The sequence below is a fragment of the Bacillus sp. MUM 13 genome, from assembly GCF_001866725.1.
In the GTDB taxonomy this organism is placed as follows: Bacteria; Bacillota; Bacilli; order Bacillales; family DSM-1321; genus Peribacillus.
Window position 1 is genome coordinate 20,178 of the sequence record NZ_MLYQ01000011.1, and the last position, 15,916, is coordinate 36,093.

The 15,916-nt window shown below is 41.0% G+C and carries 13 protein-coding genes; 10 read left to right on the top strand and 3 right to left on the bottom strand.

The features are described from left to right. The first annotated feature begins 15 nt into the window (after positions 1-15). The 3 genes from BIV59_RS03880 to BIV59_RS03890 all read left to right on the top strand — a co-directional run bounded on the left by BIV59_RS03880 (position 16) and on the right by BIV59_RS03890 (position 1,878). On the top strand, positions 16-909 hold the full coding sequence (locus BIV59_RS03880) for a fumarylacetoacetate hydrolase family protein (RefSeq protein WP_071350139.1): 894 nt from the start codon (positions 16-18) through the stop codon (positions 907-909). A gap of 96 nt (positions 910-1,005) precedes the next feature. Then, the gene (locus tag BIV59_RS03885; protein ID WP_071350140.1) at positions 1,006-1,356 is read left to right on the top strand and encodes a YisL family protein; all 351 of its coding nucleotides are present in this window, start codon (positions 1,006-1,008) and stop codon (positions 1,354-1,356) included. Positions 1,357-1,743: 387 nt separating this feature from the next. Next, positions 1,744-1,878 carry a BA3454 family stress response protein gene (locus BIV59_RS03890; RefSeq protein ID WP_071350141.1) on the top strand — a complete coding sequence of 45 codons (135 nt, stop codon included), beginning with the start codon at positions 1,744-1,746 and terminating at the stop codon, positions 1,876-1,878. Between the two features lie 393 nt (positions 1,879-2,271). Here the strand turns inward: BIV59_RS03890 and BIV59_RS03895 are convergent, their stop codons facing one another. Together BIV59_RS03895 and BIV59_RS03900 are read right to left on the bottom strand one after the other, a co-directional pair. After that, a complete protein-coding gene (locus tag BIV59_RS03895) occupies positions 2,272-2,601 on the bottom strand; it encodes a winged helix-turn-helix transcriptional regulator (protein WP_071350142.1) in 330 nt (109 codons plus the stop codon). A gap of 182 nt (positions 2,602-2,783) precedes the next feature. After that, entirely contained in the window at positions 2,784-3,350 is a 567-nt protein-coding gene (locus tag BIV59_RS03900) for a DUF2777 domain-containing protein (RefSeq protein ID WP_071350143.1), read from the bottom strand. 326 nt (positions 3,351-3,676) lie between these two features. On the opposite strand from BIV59_RS03900, the gene asnB reads away from it, so the two are divergent. Beyond that, entirely contained in the window at positions 3,677-5,527 is a 1,851-nt protein-coding gene (gene asnB / locus BIV59_RS03905; protein WP_071350144.1) for an asparagine synthase (glutamine-hydrolyzing), read from the top strand. A gap of 49 nt (positions 5,528-5,576) precedes the next feature. On the opposite strand, the gene BIV59_RS03910 is transcribed toward asnB, so the two are convergent. Continuing rightward, on the bottom strand, positions 5,577-7,331 hold the full coding sequence (locus BIV59_RS03910; RefSeq protein WP_071350145.1) for a glycoside hydrolase family 13 protein: 1,755 nt from the start codon (positions 7,329-7,331) through the stop codon (positions 5,577-5,579). 429 nt (positions 7,332-7,760) lie between these two features. Between BIV59_RS03910 and BIV59_RS03915 the strand changes: the two genes are divergently transcribed. From BIV59_RS03915 to BIV59_RS03945, 6 genes are all read left to right on the top strand, one after another. Further along, complete coding sequence (locus tag BIV59_RS03915; RefSeq protein WP_071350146.1) at positions 7,761-9,053, top strand: extracellular solute-binding protein; 1,293 nt, start codon at positions 7,761-7,763, stop codon at positions 9,051-9,053. Between the two features lie 128 nt (positions 9,054-9,181). Further along, positions 9,182-10,459 (top strand): carbohydrate ABC transporter permease, encoded by a 1,278-nt coding sequence (locus tag BIV59_RS03920; protein ID WP_071350147.1) that lies wholly within the window; start codon positions 9,182-9,184, stop codon positions 10,457-10,459. A 6-nt stretch (positions 10,460-10,465) separates the two neighbouring features. Next, positions 10,466-11,308, top strand: coding sequence for a sugar ABC transporter permease (locus BIV59_RS03925; protein WP_071350148.1), 843 nt, complete (start codon positions 10,466-10,468; stop codon positions 11,306-11,308). A 39-nt stretch (positions 11,309-11,347) separates the two neighbouring features. Beyond that, positions 11,348-12,847: an alpha-amylase family glycosyl hydrolase gene (locus tag BIV59_RS03930; RefSeq protein WP_071350149.1), complete on the top strand. Its 1,500-nt coding sequence runs from the start codon at positions 11,348-11,350 to the stop codon at positions 12,845-12,847. A gap of 138 nt (positions 12,848-12,985) precedes the next feature. Further along, a complete protein-coding gene (locus tag BIV59_RS03935; RefSeq protein ID WP_071350150.1) occupies positions 12,986-14,653 on the top strand; it encodes a glycoside hydrolase family 13 protein in 1,668 nt (555 codons plus the stop codon). Between the two features lie 220 nt (positions 14,654-14,873). Beyond that, positions 14,874-15,914 (top strand): LacI family DNA-binding transcriptional regulator, encoded by a 1,041-nt coding sequence (locus BIV59_RS03945; RefSeq protein WP_071350152.1) that lies wholly within the window; start codon positions 14,874-14,876, stop codon positions 15,912-15,914. Positions 15,915-15,916: the final 2 nt, after the last annotated feature.

The following is a 15,916-nucleotide window of genomic DNA, read 5'->3' on the forward strand; positions in this document are numbered from 1 at the left end:
TAGGAGTGGGAGAATATGAAATTTGGAACGATAAGGTCAGAAGGAAAAAGCGTGCTGGTGATGGTGGAGGAGGAAAAGCTTTTGCTTCTCCAAAAAGCGGCTGTGAAAAGCGGAATTGAAATGGCATCTTCTCTTGAGGAATTAATAAAAAATGAAGAGAGTGAACTAAATAAAGCAGAAAGCATTCAAAAATGGGTGAAAGAGCAAAAAGACACAGAAAGTTATTATACAAATTTTGAAAGAGCAGAATGGGAAGCGCCCATTCCGAGGCCATCTAAAAATATTTTCTGTGTGGGAAAAAATTATACCGAGCACGCAAAAGAATTGGGAAGCGAAGCGGATATTCCGACAGACATTATGATGTTTACAAAAGCTCCGACTTCAGTCATAGGTAATAAAGCGGACATTCCTATCCATTCTGAAGTAACATCACAGCTGGACTACGAGGGTGAGTTAGCCGTAGTAATCGGAAAAAAAGGTAAAGGAATCAGCAGGGAAAAAGCGCTGGATTATGTATTTGGATATACGATTTTAAATGATGTAACAGCGAGGGATCTGCAGGAAAAACATAAGCAATTCTTTCTTGGAAAAAGCCTTGATGGCACATGCCCGATCGGACCGGTGATTGTGCATAAATCTCAAATTGAAAATCCGGGAAGCCTGGAAATCCTGACAAAGGTGAACGGAGATATACGGCAGCAGTCCAATACTGACCAGCTTATCTTTCCGGTAGAAGAAATCATTTCTGTAATTTCCAAAGGAATGACACTTGAGCCCGGAGATATTATAGCTACTGGAACACCTGCAGGCGTCGGCAAGGGTATGAAGCCCCCTGTTTACCTAAAGTCCGGTGACAAGATTGAGGTTACTATTGAAAAAATAGGCACGCTCTCAAATTCAGTCCGATAACTTGATTAAAGCTGAAAAGAAAGGGAGATACCTTTGTTTTTCTATAAATGTGTATGATATGATGATGAAGATTATATATTAGGAGGGCATTGTAATATGACCACACATTTGCACATAACGACCTGGGTAATCGCTATTATCCTCTTTTTTGTTTCATTGTCCATGTATAAGAGCGGAAATTCGAAAGCAAAGGCTCTTCATATGGCAACACGTGTTTTTTACATATTGATCATTCTCTCAGGCTTTCAGCTGATTGGAAGCAGTTTTTCGTATTATGCAGGAAAGCTGATCATGGGAATCGTGGTCATCGCCTTGATGGAAATGACACTTGTCCGAGCAAAAAAAGGAAAAAGCACAGGAATTTTTACAGTAATATTTGTTGTTGCTTTCCTGATTATCCTGTACATGGGATTATCCATGCCTCAAGGATTGCACCCATTCAGTTAATAAGAAGAAAGCACTGTCTTTTAAAATGCACCCCAGCTGTTAGACACCAATCTAACAATTGGGGTGTTTTTTTGTTTTGAGAGCAGAGGAGAATCCAGGACTTGACGTTTCATTCAAAAGGGTCTAATATAGGTTATGTAAAGTAACTTAAATAATAAAAAGTTACTTCTTGTGATTTATGAAATGGTTCTTATTGAGAAATGGAGAACATGAGGATCATTTACTGAGCAGCAATAAGTTTTACTCTCACAGAAACTAAAGCAGCCGATAAGGGCTTTTCATAGAACACAAATAGTGCAATCGCTTAAAAATGCCCCTCAGACCTCGAGGGGCTAGGCGCCTTGCGGAAAATATTGGACATGAAAAAAGAAGAAGGAGGAAAACTGAATGTATCAAGTGACACTTACAGTCGATTATCAGGGCAGAAGATATCAAACAAATGTAATTGCCAATAAAGGCGACAGCAGCAAAAAAATCGAAAGAATTGCCATGCAGCAAGTAAAAAAACAGTTATCTGCATAATAATAAAAGAAAAAGACATGAAAACAGCGAGGCTGTTTTCATGTCTTTTTTTGTATTATGGGCTTAGGCCCCCAGGATGTGGGTCACAAAGACGTTGCCGCAGGATGCGGCGTTAGTAGTCTTTGATCCGCTATTCAAGGCGCTTCCGCATTTTGGTGAATCCAGCTTCAGCGCCTAGCCTGCTGTGCAAAAGATGATTAGCCCTCAGAAGGCAAAGTGCGCCTTCTAAGGTCGAATCCCTATTTGCTTCGCAGGCTGAACAAGGCGCTTCCGCTTTTTGGTGAATCCAGCTTCAGCGCCTAGCCTGCTGTGCAAAAGATGATTAGTCCTCAGAAGGCAAAGTGCGCCTTCTAAGGGCTAATCCCTATTTGCTTCGCAGGCTGAACAAGGCGCTTACGCTTTTTGGTTAGGGATTATCCATTTTTCTGCCCATGTTTGTACGGGGGAAAGTGCTTTTCCGAGTTCAAAGCCTTTTTTTGTAAGGCTGTATTCTATTTTGACGGGGCGTTCTGCGATGACATTCCGGAATACAATACCCAGTTCTTCAAACTCTTTCATCCGCTCTGTTAGCATCCGCTTGCTCAGGTTTGGCACCATTTCGTGTACTTCATTAAAACGTCTTGGGCCATCCATCAGCACGTGGATAATCAAGCCTGCCCATTTCTTTCCGATAATTTCATATGAGAATTCAACTTTGGGGCATAATTGAAGCGGTGATTTCATTTTAGATCTCCCTTTAGTTACTTTTACTGTCGCAGAGCATTATTAGTAATTTAAATTATACATGGAATACTGCGAAAACTCAATTGTTTCCATGGGAATTGCCCTAAGCGTGCAATGAATTTCCTTAGATTGAAAAGCAGAATAAAAAAGACTTGCTGGTATAACGTCAGCAAGCCTTTCTATTAAAAGTTGTTCATTTTCTCAATTACAATTCTTTTTCCGGTGTTCATAGTAAATTCAAACCGGTCATGGGATTTCTCGGCATAGCAAAAGTGATGCTGGACGGAGCATATGTCTGTACCGTTGTCGAAAGTAAAAAAATTAACACCTGACCGGCTTTCTGCCTCTTTTAAAAAAGTAAGCTGATTATAGCTGTAAATACAGTCATAAATTGAAAAATCGAGGGAGTTCAAAGTCGTAATAAACTGAAAAAAGGAATCGTCATTCAATTCTTCAAGCAGCCTCTCAAATGAGTAAATCAGCTGTTTACGGATTCGTATCCGTTCTTCATCCACTAAGTAAAGAACTTCTTTGTTGAATCTTACCGCACCATTATCTTCAATTATTCCTTTTCTCCATCTATGTCCTCTGAAAACTTCAATATCCTGGTGCAAATATTCATCCAAAGAAGAGGCTTCATCAGTTTCTTCATCAAAAAATATCCATTGATGATTGATATTTTCCACTGTTCCTGCTGAAAATGCCCTGGATTGGCGCTGGAAAAGCTTTGCTCGCTGCTGTTGACTCATAATTTACCTCCAAAAGTGGAATGCCTCACCTACTTTTTTGACAAAATTCCAAGAAATTATAACTGAATCTAATTAATAAGAGCTTCATACAATGATTTTACTGGGTGCGTTTATAAAAAACGCAAGCCGTTAAAAGGGCTGGGTTCCAACACACGTCTGTTTTTTAATAAGGACAAATAACCATCCTCTGCAATTTGCATAGGCTATTTTAAATCGCTATTAAGCTGCACTCAGTCTGAATATGAAAAATCAGCGTATATGTCGGCGCTGCTGTAAAAGAGGCCGTTTGGCTTTTCTTGCTTTCCGGCTAGAAAGGATGGATGGATATGTGCGGAATAACCGGCTGGGTCCATTTTCAAAAAGACCTGACAAAAGAAAGAGAAAAAGTGGCGGCCATGACCGAAACATTAAAGAAAAGAGGACCCGATGAAACAAATATTTGGAATGATACTCACGCAAGTTTCGGGCATAAGCGGCTCACAGTGGTCGATCCCATAGGCGGCAAACAGCCAATGGAGAAGGAACACGGCAGCTTGAAGTATACTCTCGCTTACAATGGTGAATTGTATAATACGGAAGATATACGTAAAGAACTGTTATTAAAAGGATATTCCTTTAAGGGGCATTCTGATACAGAAGTTTTGCTCACTTCCTATATAGAATGGAAAGAAAAATGCGTGGATTTTTTTAATGGGATCTTCGCTTTTGCCATTTGGGATCATCATGAGCAAAAATTGTTCATTGGAAGAGACCGCTTAGGTGTAAAACCTTTATTTTATGCAGAAAAAAATGGCGGGCTTATTTTTGGGTCTGAAATTAAAGCCATTCTGGCACACCCTGACATAAAAACTGAGCTGGATCGTGAAGGATTGGCTGAGGTGCTTGGACTGGGCCCTTCCCGATCACCTGGCTCGGGTGTGTTCAGGGGAGTTAATGAGCTGAGACCAGGGCATGCAATGACACTGTCGCGGCAGGGCCTGCGGATTTGGCGGTACTGGAATGTAAAAAGTGAACAGCACATGGATACACTTGGCGAAACAGCAGAAAAGGTCCGTTTCCTTGTGAAGGATGCCGTAAAAAGACAGCTGGTGTCTGATGTACCTTTATGTACCTTTCTATCTGGAGGAGTGGATTCAAGCGCAATCACGGCCATTGCTGCAGAAGAGTATAAGAATGAAGGCAAAGGAAGGCTCCATACTTATTCGATAGATTATGAAGGAAATGACCTGTTTTTTAAAGCAAATGATTTTCAGCCCAATTCGGATGGACCATGGATTAAGCTGATGTCAGACACGTTCGGCACTTCCCACCATAAATCCGTCATCTCCCAGGAGCTGCTGACTGATTATCTGACCGAAGCGGTTCATGTAAGAGACCTTCCTGGAATGGCTGATGTCGATTCCTCACTACTTTGGTTTTGCAGGGAAATCAAAAAAGATTTCACTGTTGGATTATCAGGGGAGTGCGCTGATGAAATTTTTGGGGGATATCCATGGTTTCATAGAGAAGATGATCTGAACCGGCCCGGGTTTCCCTGGATGAGATCAACTGAGGAAAGGGTGTCACTGCTGAAACAGGGCTGGCAGGAAAAGTTAAGACTTGAAGAATATGTACGCTCCCAATATTTACGGACTGCAGCGGAAACGCCTAAATTGGACGGGGAAAACAAAAAAGAAGCTAAAAGAAGAGAAATGTTTTACCAAAATATCACTTGGTTCATGACTACACTTCTTGACCGGAAGGACCGGATGAGCATGGGGGCGAGCCTTGAAGTCCGGGTGCCGTTTGCAGATCATCGTCTCGTGGAATATGTCTGGAACATTCCTTGGGAAATGAAAATGACCGGAAACAGGGAAAAGGGAATACTGCGGAAGGCATTGGAGGGTCTGCTCCCCGATGAAGTGCTGTACCGAAAAAAAAGTCCATATCCTAAAACCCATAATCCGGTTTATACCGAACGTGTGGCAATGTGGCTGAAGGATATACTAGAAGACAGGAATTCTGTGCTTTATGAGTTATTTGATAAGAAAAAGCTTGGAGATATTCTGGAAAGCAGGGGTGCTGCATTTAAGGTGCCTTGGTTCGGGCAATTAATGTCAGGTCCGCAATTGCTGGCCCATCTTGCCCAGATGCATATATGGTTCAAGGATTATAATATTGGGATAGCCGAGTCCTAAAAAAGGCTGCGGGGCATTTTATAGTCCCGCGGCCTTTTCATTTAACCTATTACTTTTCTGTATTTGAATCAGAAGATGAGATAATGATAAATCCATAGCTTCCTAACTCAAGAGATGGAGCTGAGCCAGTTTTGATTTCTGCGGAAGCAGAAAATAAACTGGTATATTCCGCATCACCTGGCAGAATTGCTTTAATTGGTTCTCCGGTAGGATTTGCAGCAATAAGTACCGATTTTTCATCAGTGAACTTGCGGAAAGCAACAAGATTTTCATGCAGAGAAGGCAAGAATTCAAATTGCCCCTCATTTGAAAGAAGAGGCTCTTCCTTACGAAGCGCAATAAGTTCTTTTATATGATGATACATTCTAAGGTTTTGTTTTTCTTGATCCCATTCCATACACTTGCGGCAGCCGGGGTCCATTTCACCGGAAAGGCCGATTTCATCTCCGTAATAAATGCAAGGTGTTCCCATGAAGGTAAGAAGCAGTGAAAAGACTAGCCTGGTTTTGTCTTCATCTCCGCCGCATTCAGTCAAGATCCTTGGTGTATCATGGCTTCCGACAAGGTTGAATGCCACACTGAAGACATTTTCCGGGTAGCTATGGTAAACAGATGAAATATTGTTCATAAATTGCTGTGCATTGATTTTATCAAATGCTAATAGATTTAAAATATTGGCTGTAAACGGATAATTCATGACGGCATCAAATTGATCGCCGCGGAGCCATGGCATGGAGTCGTGCCAGATTTCCCCGAGAATATAAAGATCAGGCTTGATTTCCCTTACAGTTTGCCTGAACTCTCTCCAAAACTGATGGTCAATTTCATTTGCCACGTCAAGCCGCCAGCCGTCAATATCAAATTCTTTAATCCAATATGCTGCTGCATCCAAGAGATACTTTTTAACGTCCTTATTATACGTATTCAGTTTCGGCATGGATCCAACAAAGCCAAAAGTTTCATAATTAGGGCGCTCTCCCGCTTGCAGCGGGAAGCTGTGAGGGTGGAACCAATCTTTATAAGGAGAATCCTCCCCATTTTTCAAAACATCCTGAAAAGGTTCGAAATAATAGCCGCTGTGATTGAAAACCGCATCAAGCATGACACGGATGCCCCGTTTATGGCATTCAGATACAAGTCTCTTAAGTGTTTCCTTATCACCGAATTGAGGGTCGATTTCAAAGTAATCGATTGTGTCATATTTGTGATTTGAATGGGCCTTGAAAATTGGAGTGAAGTAGACTCCATTTATGCCGAGATCCTCAAGGTGGTCAAGATGCTCGATAACACCTTCGAAATCACCGCCGAAGAAATTATCCTGGCTTGGCTCCTTGCTGCCCCATGGAAGAGCACCTTCCGGGTCATTGTTACTGTTCCCATTACCGAATCTCTCAGGGAAAATCTGATACCACACAGTTTCCTTTACCCATTCTGGTGCGTTAAATACCTCTGTTTTATGAATGTATGGAAAAGCGAAGTAGTATCCGGCATCATCCGGCGCTTCTTCAAAGAATCCCTTTTCAGTTAAATATGTTTCCTCTTCTCCTGACTTCAGAAAAAATCCATAACGAATCCTTCTATATTCAGGCTTGACATGAATATGCCAGTAATCAAAAAGACTATCGCTGCCGGAAATTTTCATTGGCTCTAAAGAGGCTTTATCCCACTCATATGGGTCACCATGCAGCAAATGGACTTCCTGTACATCATTTTTCTTCGTTCTGATTCTGATATGCAGTGTTTCCTGATCTGTCGGATAAATGAAATTATCTCCAGGACGGTGAAATATTGCAGCATGTTCCATCTAGTAATCCTCCTGTGTCATGCAATCGATTGCATTGATTTTTTTAAAAAAACTCAAAGTTTAGAATAAAGGCTACTTTAAAAAATATCAGAGTGAAAGCTATACAGCAAGCAGTTTGCACAGCCGCAAATACCATTTTTTGTTTAATATACGTGTCATATAATTGTAAAAAATTTCATTTTAAAAAAATACTTGTAAAAAATAATAATGATTGTATAATAAAGTCATAAAGTAGTGCAATCGGTTTCACAAATGGCATCTTGAAATAATAAGTGCTTACATATCCTTATATCAAGAGATTTATAGAATAATATTGGATTTCTTTGTTAGTATATGTCAGCGTTTTCATTTAAGGTGATTTTGCAGAATAGTGCAAACGGTTGTGCAAACTTAAGAAAGAGAGTACATATTTCAGGGGGGGAAAATAGAATGAAAAAGTCACTTTCTATTTTAGTGTTATTCGTTTTGCTTATCGGCATGCTTGCTGCGTGCGGACCTAAGCGTGATACTGCTGAGCGAAAAAATGCAACTGGCGGAAAGAATACAGAAGAAAAATCAACAGAAGCAAAACCGGAAAAACTGGTTGTGTGGGAAGATAAAGATAAAGGGATTGCTTTAAAGCCTGCAGCAGAAGCTTTCACAAAGAAATACGGAATCAAAGTTGAATACAAAGAATTGAACATGGCTGATAAAATCCGCGACCAATTGCGTCTTGACGGACCAGCTGGAAATGCCCCGGACGTAGTTACATTGCCGCATGACCAAATCGGCCAGGTTGTTACAGAAGGCCTTATTCAGGAAATCAAAGTAGATGACAGTGTTCTTTCTACTTTCAATGACTCTGCTGTCAATGCAGAAAGATATGATGGAAAACTTTATGGTTTGCCAAAAGCAACTGAAACTCCAGTTTTCATTTACAATAAGAAATTGATGGATAAAGCTCCTGCTACAATGGATGAGCTTTATGCAAAATCAAAAGAAATGACGAAAGACGGCAAATATGGCTTCCTTGCTCTATTTGACAACTACTACTTCGCACACGCAGTAATCGGCGGAATGGGCGGATATGTATTCAAAGAAGACAACGGCAAGGTTGATCCTTCAGACGTTGGCTTAAACAACAAAGGTGCTGTTGAAGGCGCTGCATACATTCAGAAATGGTACAAAGAAAAGCTATTCCCTAAAGGTATTATCGGAGAAAGCGGCGGCGCAGCAATGGACGGTTTGTTCAATGAAGGCAAAGCAGCATCAGTTATGAACGGTCCTTGGGCATTCCAGGGAATGAAAGCAGCTGGAGTTGACATCGGTGTGGCTCCAATGCCTACACTTCCAAATGGAGAGCACATGAAAACGTTCATGGGAGTTAAAGGTTGGCATGTAACGGCATTTACAAAGAATCCTTACTGGTCCACAAAACTGGTTGAATTCATTACTAATGCAGACAATGCAAAAATCCGTTTCGAAAAAACTCAGGAAATTCCTCCTGTAAAATCATTAATAAAAGATCCTGTCATTGCAAATGATGAAGGAGCAAAAGCGGTTGCTGAACAATCCAAATACGCACTTCCAACACCGAACGTTCCAGAAATGGCCGAGGTATGGGGTCCAATGGCATCAGCGCTGCAAACACTTGCTACTAATAAAGCAGAACCTAAAGCTGCGATGGATGATGCTGTTAAAACAATCAAAACCAATATCAAATCTAATCATCCATCAAAATAATGGATAAAAATAACAAGGGCGTACCTCCATATATTTATGGGGGTAATGCCTTTGTTTTAAACAATGAAAGCAAACGTTTGCGCACTTAATAAATAATTTCCCTAATAGAAAGGGTAGGCTGATTTACCATGGATGCAACCACTCCTATAACGAAACATAGAAGGAACGCTGCCCTGCTTTCCATCATTCCTGGATTTGGGCAATTTTATAATAAACAATACGTTAAGGGCTTCATATTTTTGATTTTGACAGCAGCTTTCTTCAGCTGTTTTTCGGATACACTCAGCTGGGGATTTTGGGGGCTGTTCACTCTTGGAGAAATTCCGGGCTTAGATCATTCAGTCTTCCTTTTGATTGATGGTATCATAGCCTTGCTGATTACTGTAATCGGGCTGATCATTTACGCATTGAATATATTTGATGCACAACATAATGGCCGAAAACGGGATGAAGGTTTTAAACTTAATAATGTTAAAGAGCAATATCATAACCTTATGGACAGCGGTTTTCCGTATTTAATGTTTTCACCCGGAGTTCTGCTGCTGATTTTTGTGGTTATCCTCCCAATCATTTTTGTTATTTTGCTGTCATTCACCAATTATGATTTATATCATTCACCCCCAGCAAAGCTTGTGGATTGGATTGGCATCCAAAACTATATTGATATCTTTAAGCTCGACCTTTGGAGAAAGACTTTTACAGGTGTTCTTGGCTGGACGATTGTTTGGACATTTGGTGCTACAACCATCCAGGTAGCAATCGGAATTTTCCTGGCAATTCTTGTGAATCAAAAGGATTTAAAAGGAAAAGCGATAATCCGTACCATTTTTATTCTTCCTTGGGCAGTTCCATCATTTGTTTCTATCCTAATCTTCTCAGGAATGTTCAATGAATCCTTTGGAGTTATAAACAACGGTATCCTTCATGCATTAGGCATAGGTCCAATACCGTGGATGACTGAAGAAATGTGGACAAGGCTTGCATTGATTTTCGTACAATCCTGGCTTGGATTCCCGTTCATTTTTGCCATGACAACAGGAATCCTTCAATCAATTCCTGACGAGCTGTACGAAGCAGCAACAGTGGATGGCGCGTCAATTTGGCAAAAATTCACCAAGATTACACTGCCTATGGTTCTTTTTGCTACAGCACCGATCATTATTACGCAATATACTTTTAATTTTAATAACTTTAATGTTATCTATCTATTTAACGGCGGAGGACCTGCAATTCCGGGACAAAATGCCGGCGGTTCCGATATCCTCATCTCTTGGATATATAAGCTTACAATGACTTCAGCCCAATACGGGAAAGCCGCAGCCATCACTATGCTGCTGTCACTCGTTGTGGTAGGGGTAGCATTGTGGCAATTCAAACGGACCAAAGCATTCCAAGAGGAGGTATAAGATAGAATGAGCATGAAAAGAAGCAGAATCATCCGTTTAACACTATCTTATCTGGTAATTATTATTATGAGCGGCATCGTCATTTATCCTTTGCTATGGGTAATCGGCTCTTCGCTTAATCCGGGAGCAAGTCTATCAGGGTCATCAATGTTTCCAAAACACCCGACATTCGATCATTATAAATATCTGTTTAACAGCGGTAAATCCCATTATCTTGTATGGTATTTCAACTCTATTAAAATCAGCATATTTACCATGATTTTTACAGTAATAGCAGTTTCTCTTACTGCTTACGCTTTTTCACGATACCGATTTGTAGGAAGGAAAAATGGTCTAGTAACCTTTTTGATCCTTCAGATGATACCAAACTTTGCAGCGCTTATTGCCATTTATGTGCTGGCAACACGCACACACTTAATTAATACACATATAGGATTGATCCTGATTTATGTGGGCGGACAAATCCCAATGAACACCTGGCTGATGAAGGGATATCTGGATACCATCCCTAAGGAGCTGGACGAATCAGCAAGGATGGACGGAGCTGGACATCTGAGGATTTTCTTCCAGATAATCATGCCTCTCGCCAAGCCGATTGTAGCTGTTGTCGCCCTGTTTGCCTTCATTGCACCATTTGGAGATTTCATCCTTGCGAGAATCATGCTCCAGGATGATGAAAAATATACTATGGGTGTAGGCCTGTATGAAATGGTTTCTAAGCAATTTGGAAATGAATTCACTACCTTCGCAGCAGGGTCTGTGCTGATTGCACTTCCTATTGCAACATTATTCTTAATGTTCCAAAGATATTTCGTTTCAGGTTTGACGGCTGGGGGTACAAAAGGCTAATCTTAAAGGCGTAAAGAAGTATAGGTAGGGGGAGCGGAAATGAAAAAAAGAGTGCTGTCACTCCTTTTGATTCCGTTTCTTCTTTTTTACGCCCTTCCCGCAGAAGCTGCTGAAAAAGAAGAACGAACTTTGGGAGACGAAGTAATTTATTCATTGGTAATCGACAGGTTTAATGATGGTAATGTAAAAAATGATGCTGGTGTAAATGTTTATGATGCACATGCCTATAACGGCGGAGACTTTGCCGGCATTACAGAAAAACTGGATTATTTGAAGGATATGGGATTTACATCCATTCTGCTTTCACCTATTTTTGATAATGAAGGAGAAAGCTTTCAGAGTGGTCTTGTAAAGGATTTTTACAAGCCTGATGAGCATTATGGCACGATTAAGGAATTCAGGAAACTTGTTCATGCAGCACACAAGAAACACCTGAAAATTATCCTGGATTTTGATGTGAACACCATCGGCCCGCATCATCCCTGGCTAAAGGATCCAGCAAAGAAAAATTGGGTTCGCTTAAATAAGGAAGTAAGCAGCACAGGAAGCATTAAACTGGATCAGGAAAACCCGGAAACTAAGAAATATTTAGTGGAAATGGGTTCATGGTGGATTAAGGAAACGAATATTGACGGGTATCGCCTTGATAAAATGAATGATATTTCTCAGTCATTTTGGCTTGATTTAGCACATGCAGCAAAATCAGTTAAAAAGGACTTTTATTTAATTGGCGAATTGCAGGATTTAAGCAAGGAGAGCATCTCGGCATATGAAAAGGCTGGAATCAGGGGGTTCATGGATCATACGCAAACAGATCCTATGCGCTCGGCCTTTAAAAAACCAAATGGGGATTTGAGCCCGCTATTTTCTGAGTTGAACCGAAATCAACAGGCATATACTCATCCTGAGGCTTCAGAAAAATTCATAGATAATAAGGATATGCCCAGGTTTACATATGATATAAATGCAAGGCTGCTGAATCCTGGCACACGATGGAAAATGGCATTATCATACATGTATACGTCACCGGGAGTACCGGTCATCTATTACGGCTCTGAGATAGCACTGAACGGCGGAAAAGCTCCGGATAATCAAAGATTAATGGGCTTTAAAACAGAAAAAGAACTAATAGATTACATCACTAAGCTTGGGGAACTTAGAAAAAAATATCCTTCTTTAAGAAAAGGCAGCATGAAGCTGCTTTATGAAAAAGATGGCATGGCAGTTTTTAAACGGACATATAAAGAAGAGACTATGGCAGTGGCTATCAATAATACAGATAAGTCTCAAACCGTACGAATTTCAGGCGGGGAATTTGAGAAGGGGAAAGAACTGAGAGGCTTGCTTGAAGGAGATCTTGTGCGAAGCAAGGGAGACACGTATACAATCATACTCGATCGTGAAAAAACAGAAGTGTATGAACTTGCTCCTAAATCAGGAATAAATATGGCTTATATTTTTGCAATGGCAGCAGTTATCATTGCGTTTGCAATATTTATCGCCCTTATATTAAAAAGAGGGAAGAGAAATCCCTCATGAATATGTAAGCGGTGAAAAAACTTCTCTCGATTCTTTGTATGTTAGCATCAGGAAAATCGGCAGCCAGCTTTTGCAAATAATAAATTGCGAAACGATGATTTTCAGAAAACGATAAACCTGGAATCGGGAGGGATTCTTATGGAAAAGAAATGGTGGAAAGAAGCGGTAAGTTATCAAATTTACCCGCGCAGCTTTATGGATAGCAATGGAGACGGAATTGGTGACTTGAAAGGAATCATTTCCAAACTGGATTATTTGAAGGAATTTGGGATTGATGTTCTTTGGATCTGCCCATTTTATCAGTCGCCTAATGCGGATAATGGATATGATATAAGCGATTATCAGGATATAATGGCTGAATTTGGCACAATGGATGATTTTGATCTGCTATTAAAGGAAATACACGCGCGGGGCATGAAGGTCATTTTGGACCTGGTGATTAACCATACAAGTGATGAACATCCATGGTTCATTGAATCACGGTCATCCAGGGACAATCCGAAAAGGGACTGGTATATCTGGGAGGAAGGCCGTGAAGGAAAAGAGCCGAATAACTGGGAAAGTATATTTTCCGGCAGCTCCTGGAAGCTGGATGAACTCACAAATCAATATTACCTTCACATTTTCGCTGAAAAACAGCCAGACCTGAACTGGAAGAATAAAGAGGTCAGAGAGGCTTTGTACGATACTGTAAATTGGTGGCTTGATAAGGGTATCGACGGATTCAGGGTCGATGCCATCAGCCATATTAAGAAGAGGGACGGTTTCCCGGATATGCCAAACCCGTTCGGGATGGATTATGTGCCTGCTTTTGACATGCACACCAATCAAGAAGGAATACTTGATTATCTGACAGAACTCAAGGACAAAACATTTTCTAAGTACGACATTATGACAGTAGGCGAAGCAAATGGTGTCAGGCTGGAGCAGGCTGATGATTGGGTCGGAAGCGAGAATGGAAAGTTCAACATGATTTTTCAGTTTGAACATTTAGGACTATGGGGAAAAGGTTCAGAAAAATCCATTGATGTGGGTCAATTGAAGAAAACCCTCACGAAATGGCAGAAAGGCTTGCATAACCGCGGCTGGAATGCGTTATTCCTTGAAAATCATGATCAGGCCCGGAGTGTATCCACCTGGGGAGATGATGGGCAATACTGGCTCGAAAGTGCAAAAATGCTCGGTGCATTATTCTTTTTCATGCAGGGGACTCCCTTTATTTATCAAGGGCAGGAAATCGGCATGACAAATGTCAAATTCTCTTCGATAGAACATTATGATGATGTGGGTATGAAAAACTATTACCGCATTGAAACAGCAAAAGGCAGGCCTCATGAAGAAATCATGAAAATCATCTGGCTTAGCGGAAGGGATAATTCCCGTACTCCGATGCAATGGAACACAGAAGACAATGGCGGTTTTACAACAGGTAAACCATGGATGAAGGCTAATCCAAACTATTTGCGCATCAATGTTTCGGATCAGCTTGCCGATCAGAATTCGATTTATCATTTTTATAAAAGCATGATACGCCTAAGAAAGCAGCATCAAGTTTTTGTTTATGGAGAGTATGATCTGATATTGGCTGAACATAAATGTGTATATGCATATACACGAAATTTGGATGGTCAGCAAGCTTTGGTTCTCTGTAACTTCGGCAGCGCGGAGTCAGCTATTAGCTTAAATGAACTAGTTTGGAAAAAATCAGAGCTGATCCTGGCTAATTATAGTGATGCAGAGATTGAATTGTCTGCAGATTTCACATTACGCCCTTATGAAACCCGAGTGTATTTATTTAATGATTGACCTATGAGATAATCAGTGCTGATTTTGGATTGAGAGAGTACGCGGGGCTCCTGCGGGTTATTTCCAAGGGTGGATCCTTCCCGGAAAATCAGTGCATGAAATGGAAATTAGCGGTGCCCTTGGAATATGACCAATTTAAAAAGGGTATGGATTCATGGGCACAGCCAGGCAAAAAACATTCTGGCAGCTGCAGGAGCTTATGGAGAGGAGCATGTGAAGCATGGCAGTTACAATAAAAGATGTTGCAAAGTTGGCAAACGTTGCCCCTTCAACTGTTTCCAGGGTAATTGCAAACAATCCCCGAATAAGTGACAAAACAAAAAATAGAGTGCGTGAGGCTATGAATCAATTAGGCTATCACCCTAATTTCATTGCCCGTTCACTTGCCAATCAATCGACAAGGGTTATTGGGCTGGTTTTGCCCAGTTCTACCGATATTTATTTTCAAAACCCATTTTTCTCAACTGTTCTCAGAGGTTTGAGCGAGGGGGCACATGAGAAACAATATGCCCTGCAGATAAATACCGGCAAAACAGAGGAAGAAATATATGAGGGCGTCGTCCATATGGTCCAAGGAGGCAGGGTAGACGGAATCGTATTGCTCTACTCTAAAATAGAAGACGGGATCATTGCCTATCTGCGGGAAAGGAAATTTCCATTTACCGTGATCGGTAAACCATCTGATCATGTAGAAGAAATTACCCATGTTGACAATGATAACTATCGCGCTTCCAAGGAAGCTACGGATTATCTGATCAAGCTTGGGCATGAAAAAATAGGATTTATCGGCGGCAAGCTGAATCTCGTAGTTACGGTAGAACGGCTCCTGGGCTACAAGGAGTCTCTGCAGGAAGCTCAAATTGGATTAAATGATGCCTACATCATTCATGAGGAGTTTTTGAGAGAGGGGGGACAGGAGGCGATTAAGGAGCTTTTATCACTGATTGATCCGCCTACCGCCCTTGTTGTAGCAGACGATCTTATGGCAATTGGAGTAGTCAATACCCTGACGGAAATGGGCATGATTGTACCTGACCATGTATCCATAATTTCCTTCAATAATGTCTTATTTGCCGAATTGTCGAGGCCGCCGCTGACTTCAGTTGATATTAACATTTTTGAATTGGGCTACCAGGCCGCAAAAAGCTTGATTACAAAGCTCGAAAATCCATGCGAGCCGGAAAAACGGATCATCATTCCCCATCAATTGGTTGAACGGGTTTCGTGCAGTCCTCATACAAGAGCAAAAATGCAAGTATAACA

Excerpts from the sequence above, each read along its gene's own strand:
- BIV59_RS03895 (WP_071350142.1), bottom strand. The coding sequence starts at position 2,601 with ATGAAATCACCGCTTCAATTATGCCCCAAAGTTGAATTCTCATATGAA.
- BIV59_RS03945 (WP_071350152.1), top strand. The coding sequence starts at position 14,874 with ATGGCAGTTACAATAAAAGATGTTGCAAAGTTGGCAAACGTTGCCCCT.
- BIV59_RS03910 (WP_071350145.1), bottom strand. The coding sequence starts at position 7,331 with ATGGAACATGCTGCAATATTTCACCGTCCTGGAGATAATTTCATTTAT.
- BIV59_RS03935 (WP_071350150.1), top strand. The coding sequence starts at position 12,986 with ATGGAAAAGAAATGGTGGAAAGAAGCGGTAAGTTATCAAATTTACCCG.
- BIV59_RS03930 (WP_071350149.1), top strand. The coding sequence starts at position 11,348 with ATGAAAAAAAGAGTGCTGTCACTCCTTTTGATTCCGTTTCTTCTTTTT.
- BIV59_RS03920 (WP_071350147.1), top strand. The coding sequence starts at position 9,182 with ATGGATGCAACCACTCCTATAACGAAACATAGAAGGAACGCTGCCCTG.
- BIV59_RS03900 (WP_071350143.1), bottom strand. The coding sequence starts at position 3,350 with ATGAGTCAACAGCAGCGAGCAAAGCTTTTCCAGCGCCAATCCAGGGCA.
- BIV59_RS03925 (WP_071350148.1), top strand. The coding sequence starts at position 10,466 with ATGAGCATGAAAAGAAGCAGAATCATCCGTTTAACACTATCTTATCTG.
- BIV59_RS03915 (WP_071350146.1), top strand. The coding sequence starts at position 7,761 with ATGAAAAAGTCACTTTCTATTTTAGTGTTATTCGTTTTGCTTATCGGC.
- BIV59_RS03890 (WP_071350141.1), top strand. The coding sequence starts at position 1,744 with ATGTATCAAGTGACACTTACAGTCGATTATCAGGGCAGAAGATATCAA.
- BIV59_RS03885 (WP_071350140.1), top strand. The coding sequence starts at position 1,006 with ATGACCACACATTTGCACATAACGACCTGGGTAATCGCTATTATCCTC.
- asnB (WP_071350144.1), top strand. The coding sequence starts at position 3,677 with ATGTGCGGAATAACCGGCTGGGTCCATTTTCAAAAAGACCTGACAAAA.
- BIV59_RS03880 (WP_071350139.1), top strand. The coding sequence starts at position 16 with ATGAAATTTGGAACGATAAGGTCAGAAGGAAAAAGCGTGCTGGTGATG.